Here is a 20579-nt window from a genome sequence, read left to right as displayed (position 1 = left end):
TATATCTATTAATTAGGGTAAATACTGCTAGGAAATTGTGTAGTGATGAACGACCAACAGGTAATGCCTTTACTCCTGCTCGTAAATTAACTTGTAGATATAAATAGGTAACCACTAATAAACAATAGCGTATTTTACTAAATTATTATGTCTGATTTTTTCATTTCACAACTACTCGTTAGCGTCACACTCATTATTGAATGCTGTGCTATGCAACTGAAGAACAAAAACTACATTTTGGCTCTATTGTCTGTTAGTTGTTTTTTTAATGGTTTTCATTATCTATTACTTGATCAGCCTACCGCAGGTTTTATTTTTTTGTTTTCCAGTTTACGTTTCTTAATTTCAATAAAATGGAAGTTAAAATGGCTTTCCTTTGCATCGCTTGGGGTAAGTTTACTCATAACCGTTGCTACTTATATTGGTTTGTTAAGCATTGTTGGCTTTATAGCAACAGTATTTATTACGCTCGGTTCATTTAGTCACAATGATAAATTTTTACGCTTAATGATGATTATAGGTGGCTCATTATGGCTGGTGCATAACCTTATTTTGTGGACGCCTATAGGGGTACTCGTTGAAGTCATTTTTGTTGGTAGTAGTTTTATAGGATATTATCGTTATTATCTCGCGCAAAAACCAATAAAGTATTAACCCGAATTAATCAGTAAATAAAATACTGGTTTGATAAGTCTGAATCGATACTGAGAGAGTCCAGCTATAAAATTTATAGTGGTTACACTCAATGCTATGTCGGCTCCTTTTTTAAGCCATTATAAAAAGACTCATGCTATTAATATCACTTAAAGTAGCATTTAATTCTTTTTCATTTATATTGATCAAAGTACTCCATAACAGCGTTGCTCTTTACTACAATAACAATTATTCTCAATTAAGGGCCTTACCTTGATATATTTTCCAGTACACAATAAGATTATAAACTTAATGAGAATGATATATTAACAACCTAATCAATACTTTAATTCAAGATAATATTAGATGACTAGAAGACATAATTATGTTGCCAGTAAAAACGCTTTAGTACTAACCGGTGGTGGGGCTCGAGCCGCCTATCAGGTAGGAGTTCTTTCAGCTATAGCTAAGTTTGTCCCTAGAAATCATGCTATTCCCTTCCCTATTCTCAGTGGCACTTCAGCCGGAGCTATCAACACTACTGCCTTAGGCTGCTACGCATCATGTTTTCATTTAGGGGTAAAAAAACTTGAATGGGTATGGAAAAATCTCGATACCAGTAAAATTTATCATAACAATACCCGCGGTGTATTTGGCCATATAGGTAAAGCTATGTTTGCTAACTTTCAAGCTGATTACGCCAATAAATTACCACGTAGTTTATTAAACAATGAGCCGCTTCGTGACCTACTAAACTCTGTTATGAATTTTAAACGTATTGATAATAACATTTTACAGGGATATCTATCTGCCACATCAGTTACCGCTTCCAGTTATAGTACAGGAAATTCTATCAGTTTCTTTCAAGCTGACGATACGATAACGCCCTGGAATAGAGAGAAGCGTTGTGGTCAAGCAACTCAACTTAATACTGAACATTTAATGGCTTCAGCAGCAATTCCTCTAGTATTCCCGTCTGTAAAAATTAAAAAAAATCACTTTGGCGATGGCTCTGTACATCAATTATCGCCACTAAGCCCTGCGATCCATTTAGGCGCGAAGCGTATTTTTATTATAGGTGTAGAGCAACCTAGAGAGCCTATTTATGTTAATGAAAATACCCCTCACCCGCCGACGGCAGCAACAATTGCTGGTCATCTATTAGATTCTATATTCGCTGACACTATGAATAGTGATTTAGAACGTATGGCCCGTATAAATGAAACTTTAAAGTTGATTCCAAAAAGTAAAAAAGAAAATGTTGAAGGCCTAAAGCATATTGATAGTTTTATTATTAATCCAAGTAGTGATTTTAATACTATCGCACTAAATTATTATGATGATTTACCTTTACCTGTAAGAATCTTATTACGTAGCGCCGGAATTAATAATGATGCTGAATCAAGTCTTATTAGCTATTTACTGTTTGAAAAAAACTTCTGCAGCGAGCTAATAAGATTAGGGTTTAATGATGCCATGGAGCAAGAGAATCAAATCAGGCATTTCTTAAATTTATATACAGCAACTAAGTCCTAAATAAACTGCCAAAATAAACTGCCAAAATAAATGTACGTATAAAAGCTTATGTCTTAATATGAAAACCCGTTTAAATTTAGGTTTGTACTAATGAAAAAAATTATAATTTTTATATTACTTGCTATCGTACAATTCTCAGCCTTTTCACAAACAACATTACTGAAAAATATTAATGGTTATACATTAAATGAAACAGGTGAACTTGTTCAGTTTTCAGCTATGCAGTTTAGCGATGACAAAATAGATAAAATATTTACCAGCAATGACATCCTACCGACAAAAAATATACAAGAAATTGACGGACAGGGTAAAACACTATTACCTGGTTTAATTGATGCTCATGGACATGTATTAGGCTACGCCTTAAGCTTAATGCAAGTGAATCTAAACAATGTATTATCTGAGCAAGAAGCAGTTCAATTAGCGATTAACTTTCATAAAAAACATGAAAATGGACAATGGCTTTTAGGCCGAGGTTGGAATCAAGTTTTATGGAAAGATCAACAATACCCAACAGCCATCTCACTTGATGAATATTTCAAAAACACACCTGTTTGGTTTAGCAGAATAGATGGTCATGCAGGCTGGGCAAATTCAAAAGCGATGGAGTTAGCGGGTATTGATCATACCTCGGTTTCACCTAACGGTGGTGAAATAGTCAAAGATAAACAAGGTAAACCTACCGGTATTTTTATTGATAATGCAATGAGCCTTATCACCGATAATATTCCTATGATAACGCAAAAAGAGATGAAAGAAGTTTTAGTAATCGCTTTAAATGAATTAGCTAAAGTAGGCTTAACATCAGTACATGATGCTGGTATTAGTAACGCAAATATTTCGGCTTATAAAGCATTAGCTTTAGAAGATAAGATGCCAATTAGAGTCAATGGTATGATCTATGTTGATGATACAAATTTACAAGAATTATTAAAACATGGGCACTTTAAATCCCCTGATGATAAATTTATTATCAATAGTGTTAAAATTTCAGCTGATGGTGCTTTAGGTAGTAGAGGTGCGTCATTAATTAAAGATTATTCCGACTTAAGTAATCATAGAGGCTTATTACTCTACAACCAAGAAACGTTAGCCTCACTGATACAAACAGTAATGATGGCAGGTTTTCAAGTAAACACTCATGCAATTGGAGATAATGCCAATAAACTTGTCTTAGATCTTTATGAAAAATATATAAAAAGCACGAAAACAAGAAATATGCGTCACCGAATAGAGCACTCGCAAATTCTTCGTCTAAAAGACATCCCTCGCTTTGATGAGTTAGGCGTAATAGCCTCAATGCAAGCCACTCATGCAACAAGTGACAAGAATATGGCACAAGACCGTTTAGGTGAAGAAAGAATATTAGGTGCTTATGCATGGCAAAAACTAATCAAGGCTAATGCCATCATTGCTGGCGGATCAGACTTTCCTATTGAATCAAGTAATCCATTTTTTGGCCTTCACGCAAGTGTCACAAGACAAGATCATCAAAACAAACCAGCTTTAGGTTGGTTTCCAGAAGAATCTATGTCCATTAAGGAAGCATTTAGAACATTTACTGTTAATGCTGCCTATGCAGGCCACCAAGAAGATATTATTGGTATACTTGCTAAAGATAAAAAAGCTGACTTTATTCTGATTGACCAAGATATTTTTGCCATTCAAAGCAGTGACATTTGGAAAACTAAAGTTTTACAAACCTGGGTAGACGGTAAACAACTCACGTTCAATGAGTAATACTGTATATTAGAACGAAAAGTAAAAAATACTAAGTCAAGGTGTTGTAATAGAAGCTTTATCTATACGTTTTACAATACCTGACCTGCACTGGCAGTAATTAGTTCTATTTAAGAGATAATATAAATTAATTATGTATTATCTCGTCCAATCAATATTTTCAATAAAATAATGCGAGTATAAGATACTCATGTTATAAATCATCCCTAACCCTATGCTATTAATACTAAAAATGTCCTATATAGCTATTTAAAAGAAAAAACAAACTTGCCACCCGGCAAACTATTGCCGTCAATTTGCTGACAAGCAATATACCATCTAAAAACCATACAAGGCATCCACACAAAGATGAAATAAAAGCCATATAAATCAACTACATAGATAGAAACTTAAAGATCGTTTTTTTAATTGAACCACACTCTAAATTATTGGAATAATTTTTGCTTAAACATACTTATTAACAACTAAAGCTATGTAAATAGAGGCGTAAGTATGCAAACATTGAATATACTTGAAAATACAACACCATCATTTAATGTATTTAATGTATTAGCAAATAGTACTGCTATCAATAATAAACAAAATATGAGTTTGTTAGAGCAACTCCAAACAACCTTATCTTTAGAGAAGTTACTCGATATTTTTGCTATGGAAGCCGCTCGTTATATCAAATTTTCAGGGTTATATTTTAAAAGTGAAATTGCCAGCAAAACTTTACGTGGAAGCCGTAAATCAAAACAGGAACGCCACTTTGAATTAAAGCTAAATAATGAATTTATTGGGACGCTTACCTACGGTATAAATAACCCTATTAGCATGCATCATTATAAAGACTTACAACGAATCCATAAAATACTATTATACCCTTTAAAAAATGCTCTCCAGTATCACCAAGCGATGCAACTTGCTATGGAAGATGGTTTAACGGGCTTAGGGAACCGTAGATATTTTGATGATCAATTAAAACGTGCCATGCATAATGCAAATCGTCAACATGAGATGGTTGGTTTGATTTTAGGAGACTTAAACAAATTTAAAGCCATTAATGACAATTACGGCCACAGTATAGGGGATCAAGTACTGATGCAATTCTCTGATATTTTAAGAACTTGTGTACGTGATTCCGACAGTATATTTCGTTTTGGTGGTGATGAATTTGCTATTATTGTTGAGCATGCGAGTAAAGATGCTTTAGATATCATTGAAAGCAGAATTGATGGTGCTTTAAAAACAAACATCATACTTTCAAAATACCAAGTAGGTTGCAGTTTAGGTACAACCTTTATGACTAGAGCTGATAATGAGCAAACATTATTTGAACGAGCTGATGCAGCGCTCTACCGTGAAAAAATGAAAAGCATAACAGGCTTGAGTGTTGTTTAAGCCAGCCAACATAAACAACATAAATATTAAACGAACTAAACTTATCGTTTTTTCTTTATTTTAACGTTATATTTTTTATTGCTTGTACGAGTTGTTTGCTTTTTCTTTTCAATTGCTTGATTCTTTTCTTGATTAGCACGATAACGGTTTTTACTGGCGCGTTTTTCAATAATTTGTTGGTGCTCTAATGCCTCATCTTTCTTTAATTCATATCCTGGCACAATAATGCGTTCAAATTTTCGCTCTATAAGTGCCTCAATATTTTCTAAAAATCGTTCATCCTTAGGGCTAACTAAAGAAATAGCTGTACCTGACTTCCCTGCACGACCTGTTCGTCCAACTCGATGAACGTAGTCTTCAGCCAAAAAAGGTAAATGAAAATTAACAACGTATGCTAAATTTTCAATATCTAAGCCACGGGCAGCAACATCCGTTGCTACTAATACCCTAACCTTACCTTCACTAAAATCACTCAGTGCTTTATTTCTCGCTCCTTGTGTTTTATCGCCATGACAAAGTGCAGCTTTTATTCCATCAAGTTTTAATTCTTTTGCAAGAATATTTGCACTTTCTTTAGTTCCAGCAAAAACAAGTACTTGCTGCCAATTATTAACACCTATTAATTCTGATAATAATTCTCGTTTTCTTGCTTCACTCACCCAATAAACTGATTGCTTTATTTTGCCCGAAGTAGAGTTTTGCTTTGCAACCCCTATAGTTTTAGGTGTAGTAAGTAAGGTATTTGCTAATGATTTAACTTTATTTGAATAAGTGGCAGAAAACATCAGGGTTTGATGCTTTTGTTTCACCGCTAATGTTAACTTTTCTATATCGGTTAAAAAACCCATATCTAACATACGATCAGCTTCATCTAGCACAAGATACTTTACTTGGGATAGATTTACATTACGTAAATTTAAATGTTCAAGTAATCGTCCTGGCGTCGCTACTAAAATATCGACACCTTGTTTTAACAAGCTAGTTTGTGATGGCATTTTCCCCCCCCCATAAACAACACCAACTTTTAATGGTAAAAACTGACTGTATGCGATGATATTTTCAGCAACTTGTGCTGCAAGCTCTCGGGTTGGTGTTAATATTAATGCGCGTATATTTCGAACAGTATTATCATCAACTACATCACTTTTAGAGGCTTTAGCTAATGCATCTAAAATAGGTAAGCTAAACGCAGCTGTTTTCCCTGTTCCTGTTTGAGCACTTGCTAAGACATCAACGCCTGAGCGGATCATAGGAATAGCCTGCTGTTGAATAGGGGTTAAATTTTTATAACCACATTCCTTTACCGCTTTCAATAAATTGGCAGACAAACCAATAGCATCAACACTCATACATCACCTAGAACAAAAAAAACACAAATAAGGTTGCGGATTATATACTAAGCAAACTTAAAACACAGTGTTAATACTAATATTTATTAAACATAAAAAAACCCTGATAATTATTCATCATCAGGGCTTTACAGGTAAACAATTAAAACGCTGTCGTTAGCTGTTTACACTTTTACTACATATAGACTTATCTTTAAAAAAGAGCAGATAAAATAGTATTTAATGTTTCACTAGAGCGCATTGCTTTTTCAGCTTTAGCTGGGTCAGCAAAATAATAACCACCAATATCCATTGCAGGACCTTGTGCACCATTTAACTCAGCAACAATTTTATCTTCTTGCTTAGTTAATGCTTGAGCAACACCAGTAAAAGCGGCTTTCAGCTCACCATCACTTGTTTGTGCCGCTAATTCTTGTGCCCAATACATCGCAAGATAAAAATGACTACCACGGTTATCGAGCTCACCCACTTTACGTGACGGAGACTTATTACTATCTAAAAACTTACCTGTGGCTTTATCTAAGGTATCAGCTAGGATCTGTGCTTTAGCATTACCTGTTGTAACACTTAAGTGTTCTAATGAAGCTGCTAATGCTAAAAACTCTCCTAAAGAATCCCAACGTAAATGATTTTCTTTTTCAAACTGCTGAACATGCTTCGGAGCACTACCACCAGCACCCGTTTCAAATAAACCACCGCCATTCATTAATGGAACAACTGACAGCATTTTAGCACTAGTGCCTAATTCTAAAATTGGAAATAAATCAGTTAAATAGTCACGTAAAACGTTACCTGTTACAGAAATAGTGTCTTCGCCTTTTAAAATTCGCTCTAAGGTAAATTTACAAGCATCAACAGGATTAAGTGTTCTAATATCTAAACCAGTTGTGTCATAGTTTGCTAAATAAGCATTAACCTTTTTAATCATTTCTCTATCATGAGCACGATTTTCATCTAACCAGAAAACAGCTGGCATTCCAGAAGCTTTAGCACGTGTTATTGCTAATTTAACCCAATCTTGAATTGGTAAGTCTTTAGCTTGACACATACGCCATAAATCACCAACTTCAACATTGTGCTCAAGTAAAGTTGTACCAAGCGCATCAACAACACGAACACTACCTTCAGCATCCATAACGAATGTTTTATCGTGTGAACCATACTCTTCAGCTTTTTGCGCCATTAAGCCAACATTAGGTACTGTACCCATAGTCGTTGGATCAAATGCACCATGTTCTTTACAGAAGTCAAAAACGGCTTGATAAACGCCCGCATAACAACGGTCAGGAATCATAGCTTTAGTATCTTTTAACTGTCCATCAGGTCCCCACATCATTCCAGAAGAACGAAGAGTTGCAGGCATAGAAGCATCAACAATAACGTCACTTGGCACGTGTAAGTTAGTAATACCTTTATCTGAATCAACCATTGCAAGCTCAGGACGATTAGCAAAGACATTAACTAAATCTGCTTCAATTTCAGTACGTTTAGCTTCAGGTAAACGTGATATTTTACTATAAACATCACCAATACCATTATTAGCATCAACACCGAGTTGCTCAAAAACTTCAGCATGTTTTTCAAATGCTTCAGCGTAAAAAACTTTTACTGCGTATCCAAAAATAACAGGATCTGATACTTTCATCATCGTTGCTTTTAAATGCAATGATAATAAAACATCTTCTTTCTTAGCATCTTCTATTGCTTGTTGGTAAAACTCAATTAACGCAGATTTACTTAATACAGATGAATCAATAATTTCACCTGTTAATAAAGCTAAGTTATCTTTTAAAACTTTAACGCTACCATCTTTAGCAACAAATTCTATTCTTGCATTGGTCGCATAGTTAACAGTAACTGATTGCTCTGAATCATAAAAATCGCCTTTAGACATACTTGCCACATGAGATTTAGAATCGCTTGACCAAACGCCCATTGAATGAGGATTTTTTTGTGCGTACTGCTTCACTGAAGCAGGTGCTCGACGATCTGAATTACCTTCACGAAGAACTGGATTTACCGCACTACCTTTGATCTTGTCATAAGTATACTTTATTGACTTTTCAGCTTCATTCTGTGCTTCTTCAGGGTAATTAGGTACTTCATATCCTTTTGCCTGTAACTCTTTAATTACGGCATGTAATTGAGGAACTGAAGCACTGATATTAGGAAGTTTAATGATATTTGCATTTGGATTAGTAACCATCTCTCCCAATTCAGCTAACGCATCATCAATACGTTGCTCTTTTGTTAAATACTTTGGAAAACTAGCTAGCACACGACCAGCTAAAGAAATATCACGTGTTTCAACATTTATACCAGAAGATGCTGTATAAGCTTGGATAATAGGTAATAATGAATATGTTGCTAAGGCTGGTGCCTCATCAGTAATAGTATAAATAATTTTTGAGTTATCTGTGCTCATGAGTTTCCTACTTTATTTAACTTAAGTTGATTAACCTATCAAATTGACTCAGTTTTTCTCATTCAATAAAAAATAAAGGGTATTAAGACGAGTGTTAGTTGTAGAGACTTATTTATTCTCTAGCAAAAACTAATAACACAGCTAACTACCTTTTAAATTCATTTCGAGAATAGATTTATGCAAATTGATATTATTGGCTAATCCTAAATATAATTTAGATTTAACATTTATTTTTCGCGCATTATATTATAATAATTTACGACGTATTAATATAGCTGAGTATAAGCACAAATCTCGTTATCCCGACTGAAATAAGATCAAAATGAACAACAACAAAGACCATACAAGATATAGAGCGAAACAACAAACAAAGGTACGACCAGATAAAAGTGAGCGCAAGATTGTACTCTTCAATAAACCTTTTGATGTTTTATGCCAATTTACCGATGAAAAACATGAAGGGAAACAACAACGAAAAACATTAAAAGACTATATTCCTATAGAAAGCGTCTATGCAGCAGGTCGGCTAGATCGAGATAGTGAAGGCTTATTAATGCTGACTAATGATGGAAAATTACAACATCAAATAGCTAACCCGAAAAAAAAGACAGCTAAAACCTACTGGGTACAAGTCGAAGGCAGTCCAACCGATAATGATTTAGCTATGCTACGTAAAGGCGTAATACTTAAAGATGGTATTACTTTACCGGCAAAAGTAAAAATAATGGAACAACCTAACATTTGGCCACGCACTCCACCTATACGAGAGCGCGCCAATATTCCAACAACTTGGCTTGAAATAACTATTACAGAAGGTCGAAATCGTCAAGTTAGACGAATGACAGCTCATATCGGCTATCCTACACTGCGCTTAATACGTTTTTCCATTGGTCAATGGACAATAAATAATATTGATAATGGTGCATATAAGGTAATTGATTAGATTAATGATAGTTGTTATTAACTATGGCTATTTAATCGCGATAATGAGCGTGCTATAATTCTGCGCCCATTTATTGCGTACATTCATTTTTTACGACCAAGAGTTTTTCAATGTCTATTGAGCTTCAAGATCCACAAAACAAAACACTAACGCCCTCATCACCACAAGCAACGAAAGTTATTGTTGGCATGTCAGGCGGAGTAGATTCTTCAGTTTCAGCCTATTTATTAAAAGAACAAGGCTATCAGGTTGAAGGCTTGTTCATGAAAAATTGGGAAGAAGATGACACCGATGAATATTGTGCAGCGGCACAAGATTTAGAAGATGCTCAAGCAATTTGTGATAAATTAGACATAAAATTACACACAATTAACTTTGCCACTGAATATTGGGACAATGTTTTTGAATACTTTTTGGCTGAATATAAAGCCGGTAGAACACCAAACCCCGATATAATGTGTAACAAAGAAATCAAATTCAAAGCTTTTTTAGAGTTTGCTTGTGAAGATTTAGGCGCTGATTATATTGCCACTGGTCATTATGTACAGCGTCGATTTACTAACAATCATTGGACCATGGTACGTGGTTTAGACAATAATAAAGATCAAAGCTACTTCTTATATACCTTAGATGAGAAGCAACTTTCACAAACATTATTTCCTGTTGGCGACATTGAGAAACCTCAAGTGCGTGCTATTGCTGAAAAAGCAGGATTAATTACGCATAACAAAAAAGACAGTACTGGGATTTGTTTTATAGGCGAACGTAAATTTAAAGATTTTTTAGGGCAATATTTACCCGCACAACCCGGTATTATTGAGTCAGCTGAAGGTGAAGCTGTCGGTCATCATGATGGTTTAATGTATCATACCCTAGGTCAACGTAAAGGTTTACGTATAGGTGGCTTAGCTAATGCAGGTGAAGAGCCTTGGTATGTTGTGGAAAAAGACTTATTACGTAATGTACTTATTGTTGGTCAAGGACATAATCACCCTCGTCTATTTTCAAAAGGTTTAATTGCTAATCAGTTACATTGGGTTGATCGAAAAGAATTATCTGCGCCAATAAAATGTACGGTAAAAACACGTTACCGACAAGATGATGTAGCTTGTACAGTGATGCCACTCGCACAATCAGAAATGAAAGATGACGATAATAGCCCACAATATCAAATTGATTTCGATGAGCCTCAAAGCTCAGTAACACCAGGCCAATCTGTTGTATTTTATCAAGGCGACGTTTGTCTTGGCGGCGGTATTATCAATACTCTTATTCGTTAATTATTTATTAACGAAAATAAACCTATTTAAAGAAGTAATTAAAGTAGCAATGAAAGATCAAACGATAACTTTAGCCGCCATTTTTCAAGCAGCATATCTGGTACAACAAGTTTCACGTACAGGGCAAGTTGATGAAAATGACCTGACCGTATTAGTCAACAGTATAACCATTACATCGCCCGAGAATACCTTAGCAGTATATGGTGGTGATTTAGCTAATGTAAAATTGGGGCTCAAGCTGTTAATTAATCATTTAGGTGACCCATCAAGTGAGAATAGTAATAGCGAAGGTAAGAAAGTAAAAGATCCTGAGCTTACCCGCTACATTATTGGTTTAATCAATCTCGAGCGAAAATTAGCAAAACAACCAAAACAGTTAACAAAGCTCGGTGAACGTATTGATGCAAGTAAAAGACAAATAGACCATTACAGCATTACCAGCGATACACTTATCTCCAGCTTTGCTAGCATATATAGTGATATTATTAGCCCACTAGGAGCTCGTATTCAAGTAACTGGCGAGCCAACCATATTAAAACAATCTATAAATCAACATAAAATTAGAGCCTTACTCTTAGCAGGTATAAGATCAGCCGTATTATGGCGACAAGTGGGCGGTAAACGAAGAAGCATATTTTTTAACCGTAGTAAAATAGTAAAAACAGCACAACAGCTTGTTAATACTATTTAACCTATTTTGTAACCGTATTTTAAAAAGATACTTTTAACAAATACTATAAAACATAAATTTTTAACCTAGGAATACATCATGGAACTTTCAGCATTAACAGCTATATCGCCAGTAGACGGCAGATATGGCAGCAAAACAAGTGACTTACGCCCTATATTTAGTGAATTTGGTTTAACTAAATACCGTGTGACGGTTGAAGTACGTTGGTTACAGAAATTAAGTGCGACTAAAGCTATTGCAGAAGTACCTGTGTTTAGTGATACAGCAAATGACGTATTGAATAGCATTGTTAATAATTTCGACGTAGAAGATGCTTTGCGCATCAAGAAAATTGAAGCAACGACTAATCATGATGTAAAAGCGGTTGAATATTTTTTAAAAGAAAAAATTGCTGATAATGCTGAGTTAAATGCAGTAACTGAATTTATTCATTTTGCTTGTACTTCTGAAGACATTAATAACCTTTCTCATGGCTTAATGCTAAAAGAATGTAATGACAAGGTTTTATTGCCTGTCATTGATGAAATTCTTGCTGAAATTAAAGGTTTAGCAGTTGAATATAAAAATATTCCTATGATGTGTAGAACTCATGGGCAACCTGCTTCTCCTAGCACCTTAGGTAAAGAAATGGCGAATGTTTATGTACGTTTACAACGTCAACGTAAACAAATTGCAGAAGTAGCATTACTAGGCAAAATAAATGGTGCTGTTGGTAACTACAATGCTCACCTAAGTGCTTATCCAGAAGTTAATTGGCATCAATTTGCAGATGAATTTGTTAGTTCATTAGGATTAACTTGGAATGCTTTTACAACACAAATAGAGCCACATGACTATATTGCTGAGTTATTTGATGCGATCGCTCGATTTAATACTATTTTGATCGACTTTGACCGTGATGTTTGGGGATATATTGCCCTAGGTCATTTCAAGCAAAAAACTATAGCAGGTGAAATTGGTTCATCAACAATGCCGCACAAAGTTAACCCTATTGATTTCGAAAATTCAGAAGGTAACTTAGGTATTGCTAATGCAATATTCAATCACCTTGCTCAAAAGCTGCCAATTTCTCGCTGGCAACGTGATTTAACTGACTCAACTGTTCTACGTAACTTAGGTGTTGGTTTTGGTCATGCACTTATTGCCTACCAATCAACATTAAAAGGCATTAGCAAATTACAAGTAAACGAAGAAAACCTAGCTAAAGAACTTGATAATAACTGGGAAGTACTAGCAGAGCCTGTACAAACGGTCATGCGTCGTTACGGTATTGAAAAGCCGTATGAAAAATTAAAAGAATTAACACGTGGTAAACGTGTTGATGGCAACTCTATGCGCGAATTTATTAATAACCTTGAGCTACCGGATAGCGTTAAAGCTGAATTATGTTTGTTAACTCCGGCAAGTTATATTGGTCGTGCTGTATCATTTATTGAAGAATTAGATTAATAATTCTAGTTAAGATAAAAATGATTAATTGTTAATAAAAAAAGAAGGCTAAAGCCTTCTTTTTTTATTCTGACTATATACTCTGAACTTGGTTTACCTACACACCACAAGCATAAGCCAAGGCTTTATTTTTTACGACACTATTCAGTCCAGGAACCTTACTAACCGCAAATAAGCTCGCATTTCTTAAGGTTTTAATTAATGGTGATGGGTGGCTAAATGCATGATATAAAACATCCATGGTTGATTGCATCAACAAATTATCCTTGCGCCTCATTCTTTCATAACGGCTTAATACAACTGTATTATGCCAACATTCGCCATTACCAATCGCACATGAAATTACAGTTTGTAATGCTTGAACATCTTTAAAACCTAAATTAACACCCTGCCCCGCCATCGGATTTATCGTATGGGCTGCATCACCTAACAACAGTACCCGCTTGTTCTGATAAGTATTGGCATGACGTCGAGTTAATGGAAAAGCTCCTTTATCGAGTACCTCTATTTGACCTAATCGTTTAGGAAAAACTGACAATATTTCTTGCTGCAATTGCTGGTTTGATAAAGCGGCCAATCGTTTAATTTCATCACGTTGATGATACCAAACCAAAGATGCATAACCACCAGTATCAACTTTATCTTTTGAACTTACATCATCAATCGTCTCTTGCGGCTTTGTAGTTTGTAATACTGTATTTTTTGATAATGGTAAAAATGCCACCGGACCTGTTGGTAAATATTGTTGCCAAGTAATATCTTGTTGAGATAACTCGGTTTTTACATTCACAAGCATAGCTGATTGCTGATAATCCCATGATGTAATTCCTATATTAACTAAGTCTCTTATTTGAGAATTAGCACCATCAGCCGCTATCACTAACTTGGCAGTTAACGTTATATGCTCTAGCACTAACGTCGCTTGATCACTGTTTTGAGATAACGAAATCAATTTTTCTGGGCAAAATACTTCAATATTAGATTGCAGCTTTATTTGTTGCCATAAAGATAATTGTAATAACCTATTTTCAGCAATATGCCCTAAATGAGCCTGACTAATATTATCAGCATTAAATTCAGTATAAGCATATTCTTGTTCCCAAACACCCAATCGTTTATAAGGACAAGCTCGCCATTGCATCACTTGTGTCCACGCCCCTAATTGCTCTAATAAATATTGAGAGGCTAGCGATATCGCTGAAACACGTAAATCAAAACTTTGTTCTTTCGTAAATGGTTGCGGCTGATGTTGCTCAACTAGAGCCACAGTCAATCCTAGCTGTGCTAATGCTAATGCACTTGCGGCACCTACCATGCCACCACCAATAACAACACAATCAAAGTCTTTCATTTTGCACTTATTTCCATTAAAAATGATAACGGTTATTGTATCGAAGAGCTTGAGTTAAACCTAGTGAAAATAGACAGAAATTAATTTCACCGAAACAACACGGAGTTTGCTCGAATGTTTGATTAAATTAATGTAAAATACGTCTCCTTTTATCGACAAATCAATTGGCATTCAATGTAAGTTGAGTAAATTAGATGTCGGTTTCTATCGTTAAACGAATATGTAAGAGTAAAATAAATGAGTAAAAAGCTATATATCAAAACTTGGGGCTGTCAAATGAACGAGTATGACTCGCAAAAAATGGCCGAACTACTAGATTCAACTCATGGTTTTGAACTAGCACAAGAAGCTGAAGATGCTGATGTGATTTTACTCAACACCTGCTCGATTCGTGAAAAAGCACAAGAAAAAGTTTTTCACCAACTTGGCCGTTGGAAAAATTTAAAAGACATTAACCCTAACTTAGTTATTGGTGTTGGTGGCTGTGTTGCCTCACAAGAAGGTGATGCAATTCGTAAACGAGCACCATTTGTCGATATGGTTTTTGGTCCACAAACCTTACACCGCTTACCTGAGATGCTTAATCAATTACAACATGGATCGAAATCTATTGTTGATGTTAGTTTCCCTGAAATTGAAAAGTTTGATCGCTTACCTGAGCCGGTTGCCGATGGACCAAGCGCTTTTGTTTCAATTATGGAAGGTTGTAGTAAATACTGTACTTTCTGTGTTGTACCTTATACTCGTGGTGAAGAAGTTAGTAGACCTCTTGATGATGTATTATATGAAATAGCGCAACTTGCTGAGCAAGGTGTACGTGAAGTTAACTTATTAGGACAAAATGTTAATGCTTACCGTGGTGAAATGCATGATGGTAGTATTTGTCGTTTTGCAGACTTAGTACGCTTAGTTGCAACCATTGATGGTATTGACCGCATCCGCTATACCACCTCACACCCTGTTGAATTTACTGATGATATTATTGACGCATATGCTGACGTACCAGAATTAGTCAATCATTTACACCTGCCAGTACAAAGTGGTTGTGATAGAATTTTAACGCAAATGAAACGTGGGCATACGGCAATTGAGTATAAATCTCAAATTCGTAAATTAAAAAAAGTACGACCTGATCTTTGTATGTCTTCTGATTTTATCATCGGTTTCCCTGGTGAAAGCAATGACGACTTTATGGATACCATGAATTTAATTGAAGCCGTTAATTTTGATCTAAGTTTTAGCTTTATTTACAGTGCTCGTCCTGGTACGCCAGCAGCTGATTTACCTGATGATATTAGCGATGAGATCAAGAAAGAACGTCTAGCGCTATTACAAGATAAAATTACGCAACAAGCATTACGTATTGCCAGACAAATGTTGAATACAGAGCAACGTATTTTAGTTGAAGGTCCATCAAAGAAAAACCCGATGGAGCTCCGTGGTAAAACTGAAAACAACCGCACAGTTAACTTTGTGGCACCACATTCTGTGATTGGCCAATTTGTTGATGTAAAAATTACCGATGTTTACGCTAACTCTTTGCGTGGCGAGTTAATTCGTCAAGAAAGTGAAATGGGCCTTCGTATAGCGCATTCACCAGCTGATATATTAGCGAATAACCATCATAAAACATCAAAATCAATCATAAGTAATATTGATGATTTAGGTGTTGGCACTTATAACCCTGCAAGTTAAAACATTGTTATTAATACTAGATGAACATATAAAATACTGGATAATATTTTGACTGATAAATCACTAGAGCAAACAAGTAAACAAGATAACCATCAATTAAGCCTAGAGCCTGTTGATAACGCTCGTCAGGCTAATTTATGTGGTCCTATGGATGATCACCTCAAAACAATTGAACGTCGTTTAGGGGTTAAAATTAGTTACCGTGGTAGTCAATTTACCGTTTTAGGTAAAGATAGTCATTGTATTGCCGTTATTAATTTATTAAAAAATCTGTATATAGAAACAGCTCCCGTAAAAGGACAACATAAAGAAATAACCAGTGAAATGGTGCATCTTGCAATTATTGAAGCTGATATGTTGGAGCAAGATAGCGCAACCGATACTTCAAACAACACTAAAGAAGCGTCAGAGTTAGGTGCTAACTATGAAAAAATGGTTACCATTAAAACTAAACGTGGTGTAGTTAAGCCTCGTAATGGTAACCAACAAACCTATGTACAAAATATAATCACCAATGATATTAGTTTTGGGGTAGGTGTTGCAGGAACAGGTAAAACTTATCTTGCAGTCGCTTGTGCTGTAGATGCATTAGAACGACAAGAAGTTCGTCGCATACTTCTAACTCGCCCTGCTGTCGAAGCGGGGGAGAAACTTGGCTTTTTACCTGGTGATTTATCACAAAAAATCGATCCTTACTTAAGACCGCTTTATGATGCATTATTTGAAATGTTAGGCTTTGAGCGTGTTGAAAAGTTGATTGAACGTAATGTTATTGAAATAGCCCCTTTAGCCTATATGCGTGGTAGAACATTAAATGATGCCTTTATTATTTTAGATGAAAGTCAAAATACAACAGTTGAACAAATGAAAATGTTTTTAACACGTATTGGCTTTAATTCTAGAGCGGTTATCACAGGGGATATAACACAAGTTGATTTACCTAAATACCAAACGTCAGGTTTACGTGATGCTATAGAAGTGTTACAAAACATTAATGGTATTAGCTTTAATTTTTTCCAATCGAAAGATGTTGTTCGTCACCCTGTTGTCGCTAGAGTAGTTGATGCTTATGAGTCTCATGAACAAGAATTAAATAGACAAAAAAAATTAAAAGAAAATAAATTAAGTAGTACTGAGTAATGAAACATATTGTTGATTTACAAAATGCCTGTGATGCGCAGAATCTACCTACTGCTGAACTTTTTCAACAGTGGGTTAATGCAGCATTAACAACTGTTACAGAAAAAGAGTTTGAGTTAACTATACGTCTGGTAAATGCACAAGAAAGCCAGCAACTTAACAAACAATATAGACAAAAAGATAAACCGACTAATGTGTTATCTTTTCCTTTCGAAGTCCCTGAAGGCATTGAACTCAACTTGTTGGGTGATTTAATCATTTGCTCTGAGGTTGTCGAAGAAGAATCAAAGCAACAAAAAAAAGCATTATTTGATCATTGGGCACATATGGTAATACATGGATGCTTGCATTTATTAGGATATGATCATATAAACGATACTGATGCAAATGAAATGGAAGCGCTAGAAATTAAAATTTTAGCTACATTAGCCATTAATGATCCATATAACGTATAAATTAATATAGGAAATACCCAAGCTCTATGAGCGATGACAACCCCCACTCGAATAGCGGTTCAAAGAAGAAATCATTTTTTCACAACTTTATGCATATGTTTCGTCTTGAACCGAAAAATAAAAATGACCTCGTCGACGTATTAACTGGTGCTGAGGGTCGTGAACTTATAAACCCTGAAACCAAACTAATGATTGAGGGCGTTTTAGGTGTATCAGAGATGCGTGTTCGCGATATCATGATCCCGCGTTCACAAATGGTTACTATTGATAGAAACCAAAGTTTAGATGAGTTCTTACCAATAATTTTAGAGTCTGGACATTCAAGATTCCCTGTCGTTAATGAAGATATTGATCATGTAGATGGTATTTTATTAGCTAAAGATTTAATCGCTTTTGGTTTTAATAGCGTTAACTTAGGCATAGATGACAAAGAATTTAGTTTAAATAACATAATTCGCCCAGCCATCATTGTACCCGAAAGCAAAAAAGTTGAGCCTTTGTTAAAAGAGTTTCGCTCTAATCGTTATCATATGGCATTAGTTGCTGATGAATATGGTGGTATTTCAGGTGTTATTACAATAGAAGATATTCTTGAACAAATTGTTGGTGAAATTGAAGATGAAACCGATGAAGATATTGAAGAAGATATTAAAGTACTCGCTGGTAACGTCTATTTGGTTCGAGCATTAACCGAACTTGAAGATTTTAACAGTTATTTTAACAGTGATTTTGACGAGAAATCAGCGGATACGATCTCAGGCGTTATTTTACAAAATTTACATCATATGCCACGAAAAGGTGAACAAGTAACTATTGGCAACTTTGAGTTTAAAGTAGTAGCTGCCGATACTCGATGTATGCAAATGTTACAAGTAACCGTTAATAAAAAACATACAATCAATGGTAAAGTGAGTGACTAAAATAAACGTTAACATAGTCTATTCACGTTTACTGAAAAAACTACAAAATAAAGATTATTGGCTTAGTTTCTTAACTGGCTTAAGCTTAGTTTTCGCTTATGCCCCTTTTTCGCAGTGGTATTTAGCCTTATTTCTTCCTGCTTTTGTTTTTTACAAAATACGTAATACTTCACCTAAAAAAGCAGCCAAATTCATGGCCTTATTTGCCTTTGGGTGGTTTGCTAGCGGTATTAGTTGGGTTCATGTCAGTATTGACCAATTTGGTGGTCTGCCCTTAATTATTTCATTAGCCTTAATGCTGCTACTTTGTCTTTATTTGACAATATTCCCTGCTCTTGCTGCTTACCTAACCGCCCGGTTTTCCAATAACCAGCAATTAAACTTATGGCTATTACCTTCATTTTGGCTTATTTGTGAATATCTACGTAGTGTAGTCCTTACTGGCTTTCCTTGGTTATCATTAGGGTATAGCCAAATAGACAGTCCTTTGGCGAGCTTAGTTCCCTTAATTGGTGAGGTAGGGGTAACAGCGATTGTCTTATTGATAAATATATCTTTAGTTAAAATTTTTATCGCATTAACACAGCAAAAACGTGGGAAATTGGTACTCCCTACAAGTATTATTTGTTCATTGGCTTTGCTTAGCTTTGTTTTATCTCAAATGATATGGGTGGAAACGAATGGTAAAACCACTAAAGTAGCGCTAGTTCAAGGGAATATTGCACAATCAATAAAGTGGTCGCCTGAACAAGAGTGGCCAACCATGCTCAAGTATTTAGATCTTACCCGCGTAAATTATGATGCCGATATTATAATTTGGCCTGAATCAGCAATTCCGGCATTAGAGCCTACCGTTCAAGACTATTTAACCACTGTAAACGATTCCGCTCTATTAAATAATAGTGCTATTATTACCGGAATTCTTAATTATAACTTTGAAAGTAAAGAGTATTTCAATAGTTTAATTACTCTAGGAAAAGCACAGCCGACAGATGAAATAAGCTATTACTATAATCATCAAAACCGTTATTCTAAACACCATTTATTACCTATTGGTGAGTTTGTCCCTTTTCAAGAATTATTACGTCCATTAGCTCCTCTTTTTAATCTCCCTATGTCTTCTTTTAGTCGAGGTGATTATGTTCAACCTAACTTAGTCGCTAACGGTTTACACTTACTACCGTTACTTTGCTTTGAAATCGCCTTTCCTCATCAATTAGCCGCTAATTTAATACCTGAAACTGATTTACTGCTAACAGTCAGTAATGATGCTTGGTTTGGTCATTCTCATGGGCCACATCAACATATGGAAATTGCACGTATGCGCGCATTAGAATTTGGCAGACCATTATTACGAGCAACAAATAATGGTATTACTGCTATTGTTGACCATAATGGCGACTATATTGCTCGCATTCCACAATTTAAAGAAGGTGTATTAAAAGCTGATGTACCATTAGTGGTAGGAAAAACACCTTATAGCCAGTGGCCAAGATTAATATTATTACTAATTATTTTAGTACCAATGGTATTTATTTTTATTAAACAAAGAATAATACCAAACAAGTAAGCATTAGAATCTCTAGTTA

Annotated in this window: 16 protein-coding genes; 13 read left to right on the top strand and 3 right to left on the bottom strand. The window is 35.2% G+C overall.

The annotated features are described in order from the left end of the window. Positions 1–147: 147 nt before the first annotated feature. From Q4496_RS11350 to Q4496_RS11335, 4 genes are all read left to right on the top strand, one after another. Positions 148–654 (top strand): YgjV family protein, encoded by a 507-nt coding sequence (locus Q4496_RS11350; RefSeq protein WP_215974564.1) that lies wholly within the window; start codon positions 148–150, stop codon positions 652–654. Positions 655–999: 345 nt separating this feature from the next. Beyond that, on the top strand, positions 1000–2169 hold the full coding sequence (locus tag Q4496_RS11345; RefSeq protein ID WP_303601838.1) for a patatin-like phospholipase family protein: 1170 nt from the start codon (positions 1000–1002) through the stop codon (positions 2167–2169). A 90-nt stretch (positions 2170–2259) separates the two neighbouring features. Next, positions 2260–3909, top strand: coding sequence for an amidohydrolase (locus Q4496_RS11340; protein WP_215974566.1), 1650 nt, complete (start codon positions 2260–2262; stop codon positions 3907–3909). A 492-nt stretch (positions 3910–4401) separates the two neighbouring features. Next, complete coding sequence (locus Q4496_RS11335; RefSeq protein ID WP_215974567.1) at positions 4402–5292, top strand: GGDEF domain-containing protein; 891 nt, start codon at positions 4402–4404, stop codon at positions 5290–5292. A gap of 41 nt (positions 5293–5333) precedes the next feature. On the opposite strand, the gene Q4496_RS11330 is transcribed toward Q4496_RS11335, so the two are convergent. Together Q4496_RS11330 and Q4496_RS11325 are read right to left on the bottom strand one after the other, a co-directional pair. Beyond that, a complete protein-coding gene (locus Q4496_RS11330; protein ID WP_303601840.1) occupies positions 5334–6641 on the bottom strand; it encodes a DEAD/DEAH box helicase in 1308 nt (435 codons plus the stop codon). A 193-nt stretch (positions 6642–6834) separates the two neighbouring features. Next, positions 6835–9066 (bottom strand): NADP-dependent isocitrate dehydrogenase, encoded by a 2232-nt coding sequence (locus Q4496_RS11325; protein WP_215974569.1) that lies wholly within the window; start codon positions 9064–9066, stop codon positions 6835–6837. A 322-nt stretch (positions 9067–9388) separates the two neighbouring features. Here Q4496_RS11325 and Q4496_RS11320 point away from each other — a divergent pair, with 322 nt between their 5' ends. The 4 genes from Q4496_RS11320 to purB all read left to right on the top strand — a co-directional run bounded on the left by Q4496_RS11320 (position 9389) and on the right by purB (position 13429). Next, positions 9389–10009 (top strand): pseudouridine synthase, encoded by a 621-nt coding sequence (locus Q4496_RS11320; protein ID WP_215974570.1) that lies wholly within the window; start codon positions 9389–9391, stop codon positions 10007–10009. Between the two features lie 110 nt (positions 10010–10119). Continuing rightward, positions 10120–11289 carry a tRNA 2-thiouridine(34) synthase MnmA gene (gene mnmA / locus Q4496_RS11315; protein WP_215974571.1) on the top strand — a complete coding sequence of 390 codons (1170 nt, stop codon included), beginning with the start codon at positions 10120–10122 and terminating at the stop codon, positions 11287–11289. Positions 11290–11338: 49 nt separating this feature from the next. Continuing rightward, positions 11339–11980 carry a high frequency lysogenization protein HflD gene (gene hflD / locus Q4496_RS11310; RefSeq protein WP_215974572.1) on the top strand — a complete coding sequence of 214 codons (642 nt, stop codon included), beginning with the start codon at positions 11339–11341 and terminating at the stop codon, positions 11978–11980. 78 nt (positions 11981–12058) lie between these two features. Next, positions 12059–13429, top strand: coding sequence for an adenylosuccinate lyase (gene purB, locus Q4496_RS11305; RefSeq protein WP_215974573.1), 1371 nt, complete (start codon positions 12059–12061; stop codon positions 13427–13429). 97 nt (positions 13430–13526) lie between these two features. Here purB and Q4496_RS11300 read toward each other — a convergent pair whose 3' ends face one another. Next, on the bottom strand, positions 13527–14780 hold the full coding sequence (locus Q4496_RS11300; RefSeq protein ID WP_215974574.1) for an FAD-dependent oxidoreductase: 1254 nt from the start codon (positions 14778–14780) through the stop codon (positions 13527–13529). 237 nt (positions 14781–15017) lie between these two features. Here Q4496_RS11300 and miaB point away from each other — a divergent pair, with 237 nt between their 5' ends. From miaB to lnt, 5 genes are all read left to right on the top strand, one after another. Then, a complete protein-coding gene (gene miaB, locus Q4496_RS11295; protein ID WP_215974575.1) occupies positions 15018–16475 on the top strand; it encodes a tRNA (N6-isopentenyl adenosine(37)-C2)-methylthiotransferase MiaB in 1458 nt (485 codons plus the stop codon). A 147-nt stretch (positions 16476–16622) separates the two neighbouring features. Next, positions 16623–17615 carry a PhoH family protein gene (locus tag Q4496_RS11290; protein WP_303610473.1) on the top strand — a complete coding sequence of 331 codons (993 nt, stop codon included), beginning with the start codon at positions 16623–16625 and terminating at the stop codon, positions 17613–17615. Beyond that, entirely contained in the window at positions 17615–18070 is a 456-nt protein-coding gene (gene ybeY / locus Q4496_RS11285) for an rRNA maturation RNase YbeY (RefSeq protein WP_215974576.1), read from the top strand. The genes Q4496_RS11290 and ybeY overlap by 1 nt, the downstream gene beginning before the upstream one ends. A gap of 26 nt (positions 18071–18096) precedes the next feature. Beyond that, positions 18097–18990 carry an HlyC/CorC family transporter gene (locus Q4496_RS11280; protein WP_215974577.1) on the top strand — a complete coding sequence of 298 codons (894 nt, stop codon included), beginning with the start codon at positions 18097–18099 and terminating at the stop codon, positions 18988–18990. Next, the gene (lnt, locus tag Q4496_RS11275; RefSeq protein ID WP_368411055.1) at positions 18983–20560 is read left to right on the top strand and encodes an apolipoprotein N-acyltransferase; all 1578 of its coding nucleotides are present in this window, start codon (positions 18983–18985) and stop codon (positions 20558–20560) included. Before Q4496_RS11280 ends, lnt begins: the two co-directional genes overlap by 8 nt. The last annotated feature ends 19 nt before the right edge of the window (positions 20561–20579 follow it).

This window comes from Colwellia sp. 5_MG-2023, from assembly GCF_030547795.1.
In the GTDB taxonomy this organism is placed as follows: domain Bacteria; phylum Pseudomonadota; class Gammaproteobacteria; order Enterobacterales; family Alteromonadaceae; genus Colwellia.
Note: the sequence above shows the minus strand (reverse complement) of the source record. Positions and strands in the feature narration are given on the sequence as shown.

Excerpts from the sequence above, each read along its gene's own strand:
- Q4496_RS11335 (WP_215974567.1), top strand. The coding sequence starts at position 4,402 with ATGCAAACATTGAATATACTTGAAAATACAACACCATCATTTAATGTA.
- Q4496_RS11350 (WP_215974564.1), top strand. The coding sequence starts at position 148 with ATGTCTGATTTTTTCATTTCACAACTACTCGTTAGCGTCACACTCATT.
- Q4496_RS11280 (WP_215974577.1), top strand. The coding sequence starts at position 18,097 with ATGAGCGATGACAACCCCCACTCGAATAGCGGTTCAAAGAAGAAATCA.
- Q4496_RS11300 (WP_215974574.1), bottom strand. The coding sequence starts at position 14,780 with ATGAAAGACTTTGATTGTGTTGTTATTGGTGGTGGCATGGTAGGTGCC.
- Q4496_RS11340 (WP_215974566.1), top strand. The coding sequence starts at position 2,260 with ATGAAAAAAATTATAATTTTTATATTACTTGCTATCGTACAATTCTCA.
- hflD (WP_215974572.1), top strand. The coding sequence starts at position 11,339 with ATGAAAGATCAAACGATAACTTTAGCCGCCATTTTTCAAGCAGCATAT.
- miaB (WP_215974575.1), top strand. The coding sequence starts at position 15,018 with ATGAGTAAAAAGCTATATATCAAAACTTGGGGCTGTCAAATGAACGAG.
- Q4496_RS11320 (WP_215974570.1), top strand. The coding sequence starts at position 9,389 with ATGAACAACAACAAAGACCATACAAGATATAGAGCGAAACAACAAACA.
- purB (WP_215974573.1), top strand. The coding sequence starts at position 12,059 with ATGGAACTTTCAGCATTAACAGCTATATCGCCAGTAGACGGCAGATAT.
- mnmA (WP_215974571.1), top strand. The coding sequence starts at position 10,120 with ATGTCTATTGAGCTTCAAGATCCACAAAACAAAACACTAACGCCCTCA.
- ybeY (WP_215974576.1), top strand. The coding sequence starts at position 17,615 with ATGAAACATATTGTTGATTTACAAAATGCCTGTGATGCGCAGAATCTA.
- Q4496_RS11290 (WP_303610473.1), top strand. The coding sequence starts at position 16,623 with ATGGATGATCACCTCAAAACAATTGAACGTCGTTTAGGGGTTAAAATT.
- Q4496_RS11330 (WP_303601840.1), bottom strand. The coding sequence starts at position 6,641 with ATGAGTGTTGATGCTATTGGTTTGTCTGCCAATTTATTGAAAGCGGTA.
- Q4496_RS11345 (WP_303601838.1), top strand. The coding sequence starts at position 1,000 with ATGACTAGAAGACATAATTATGTTGCCAGTAAAAACGCTTTAGTACTA.
- Q4496_RS11325 (WP_215974569.1), bottom strand. The coding sequence starts at position 9,066 with ATGAGCACAGATAACTCAAAAATTATTTATACTATTACTGATGAGGCA.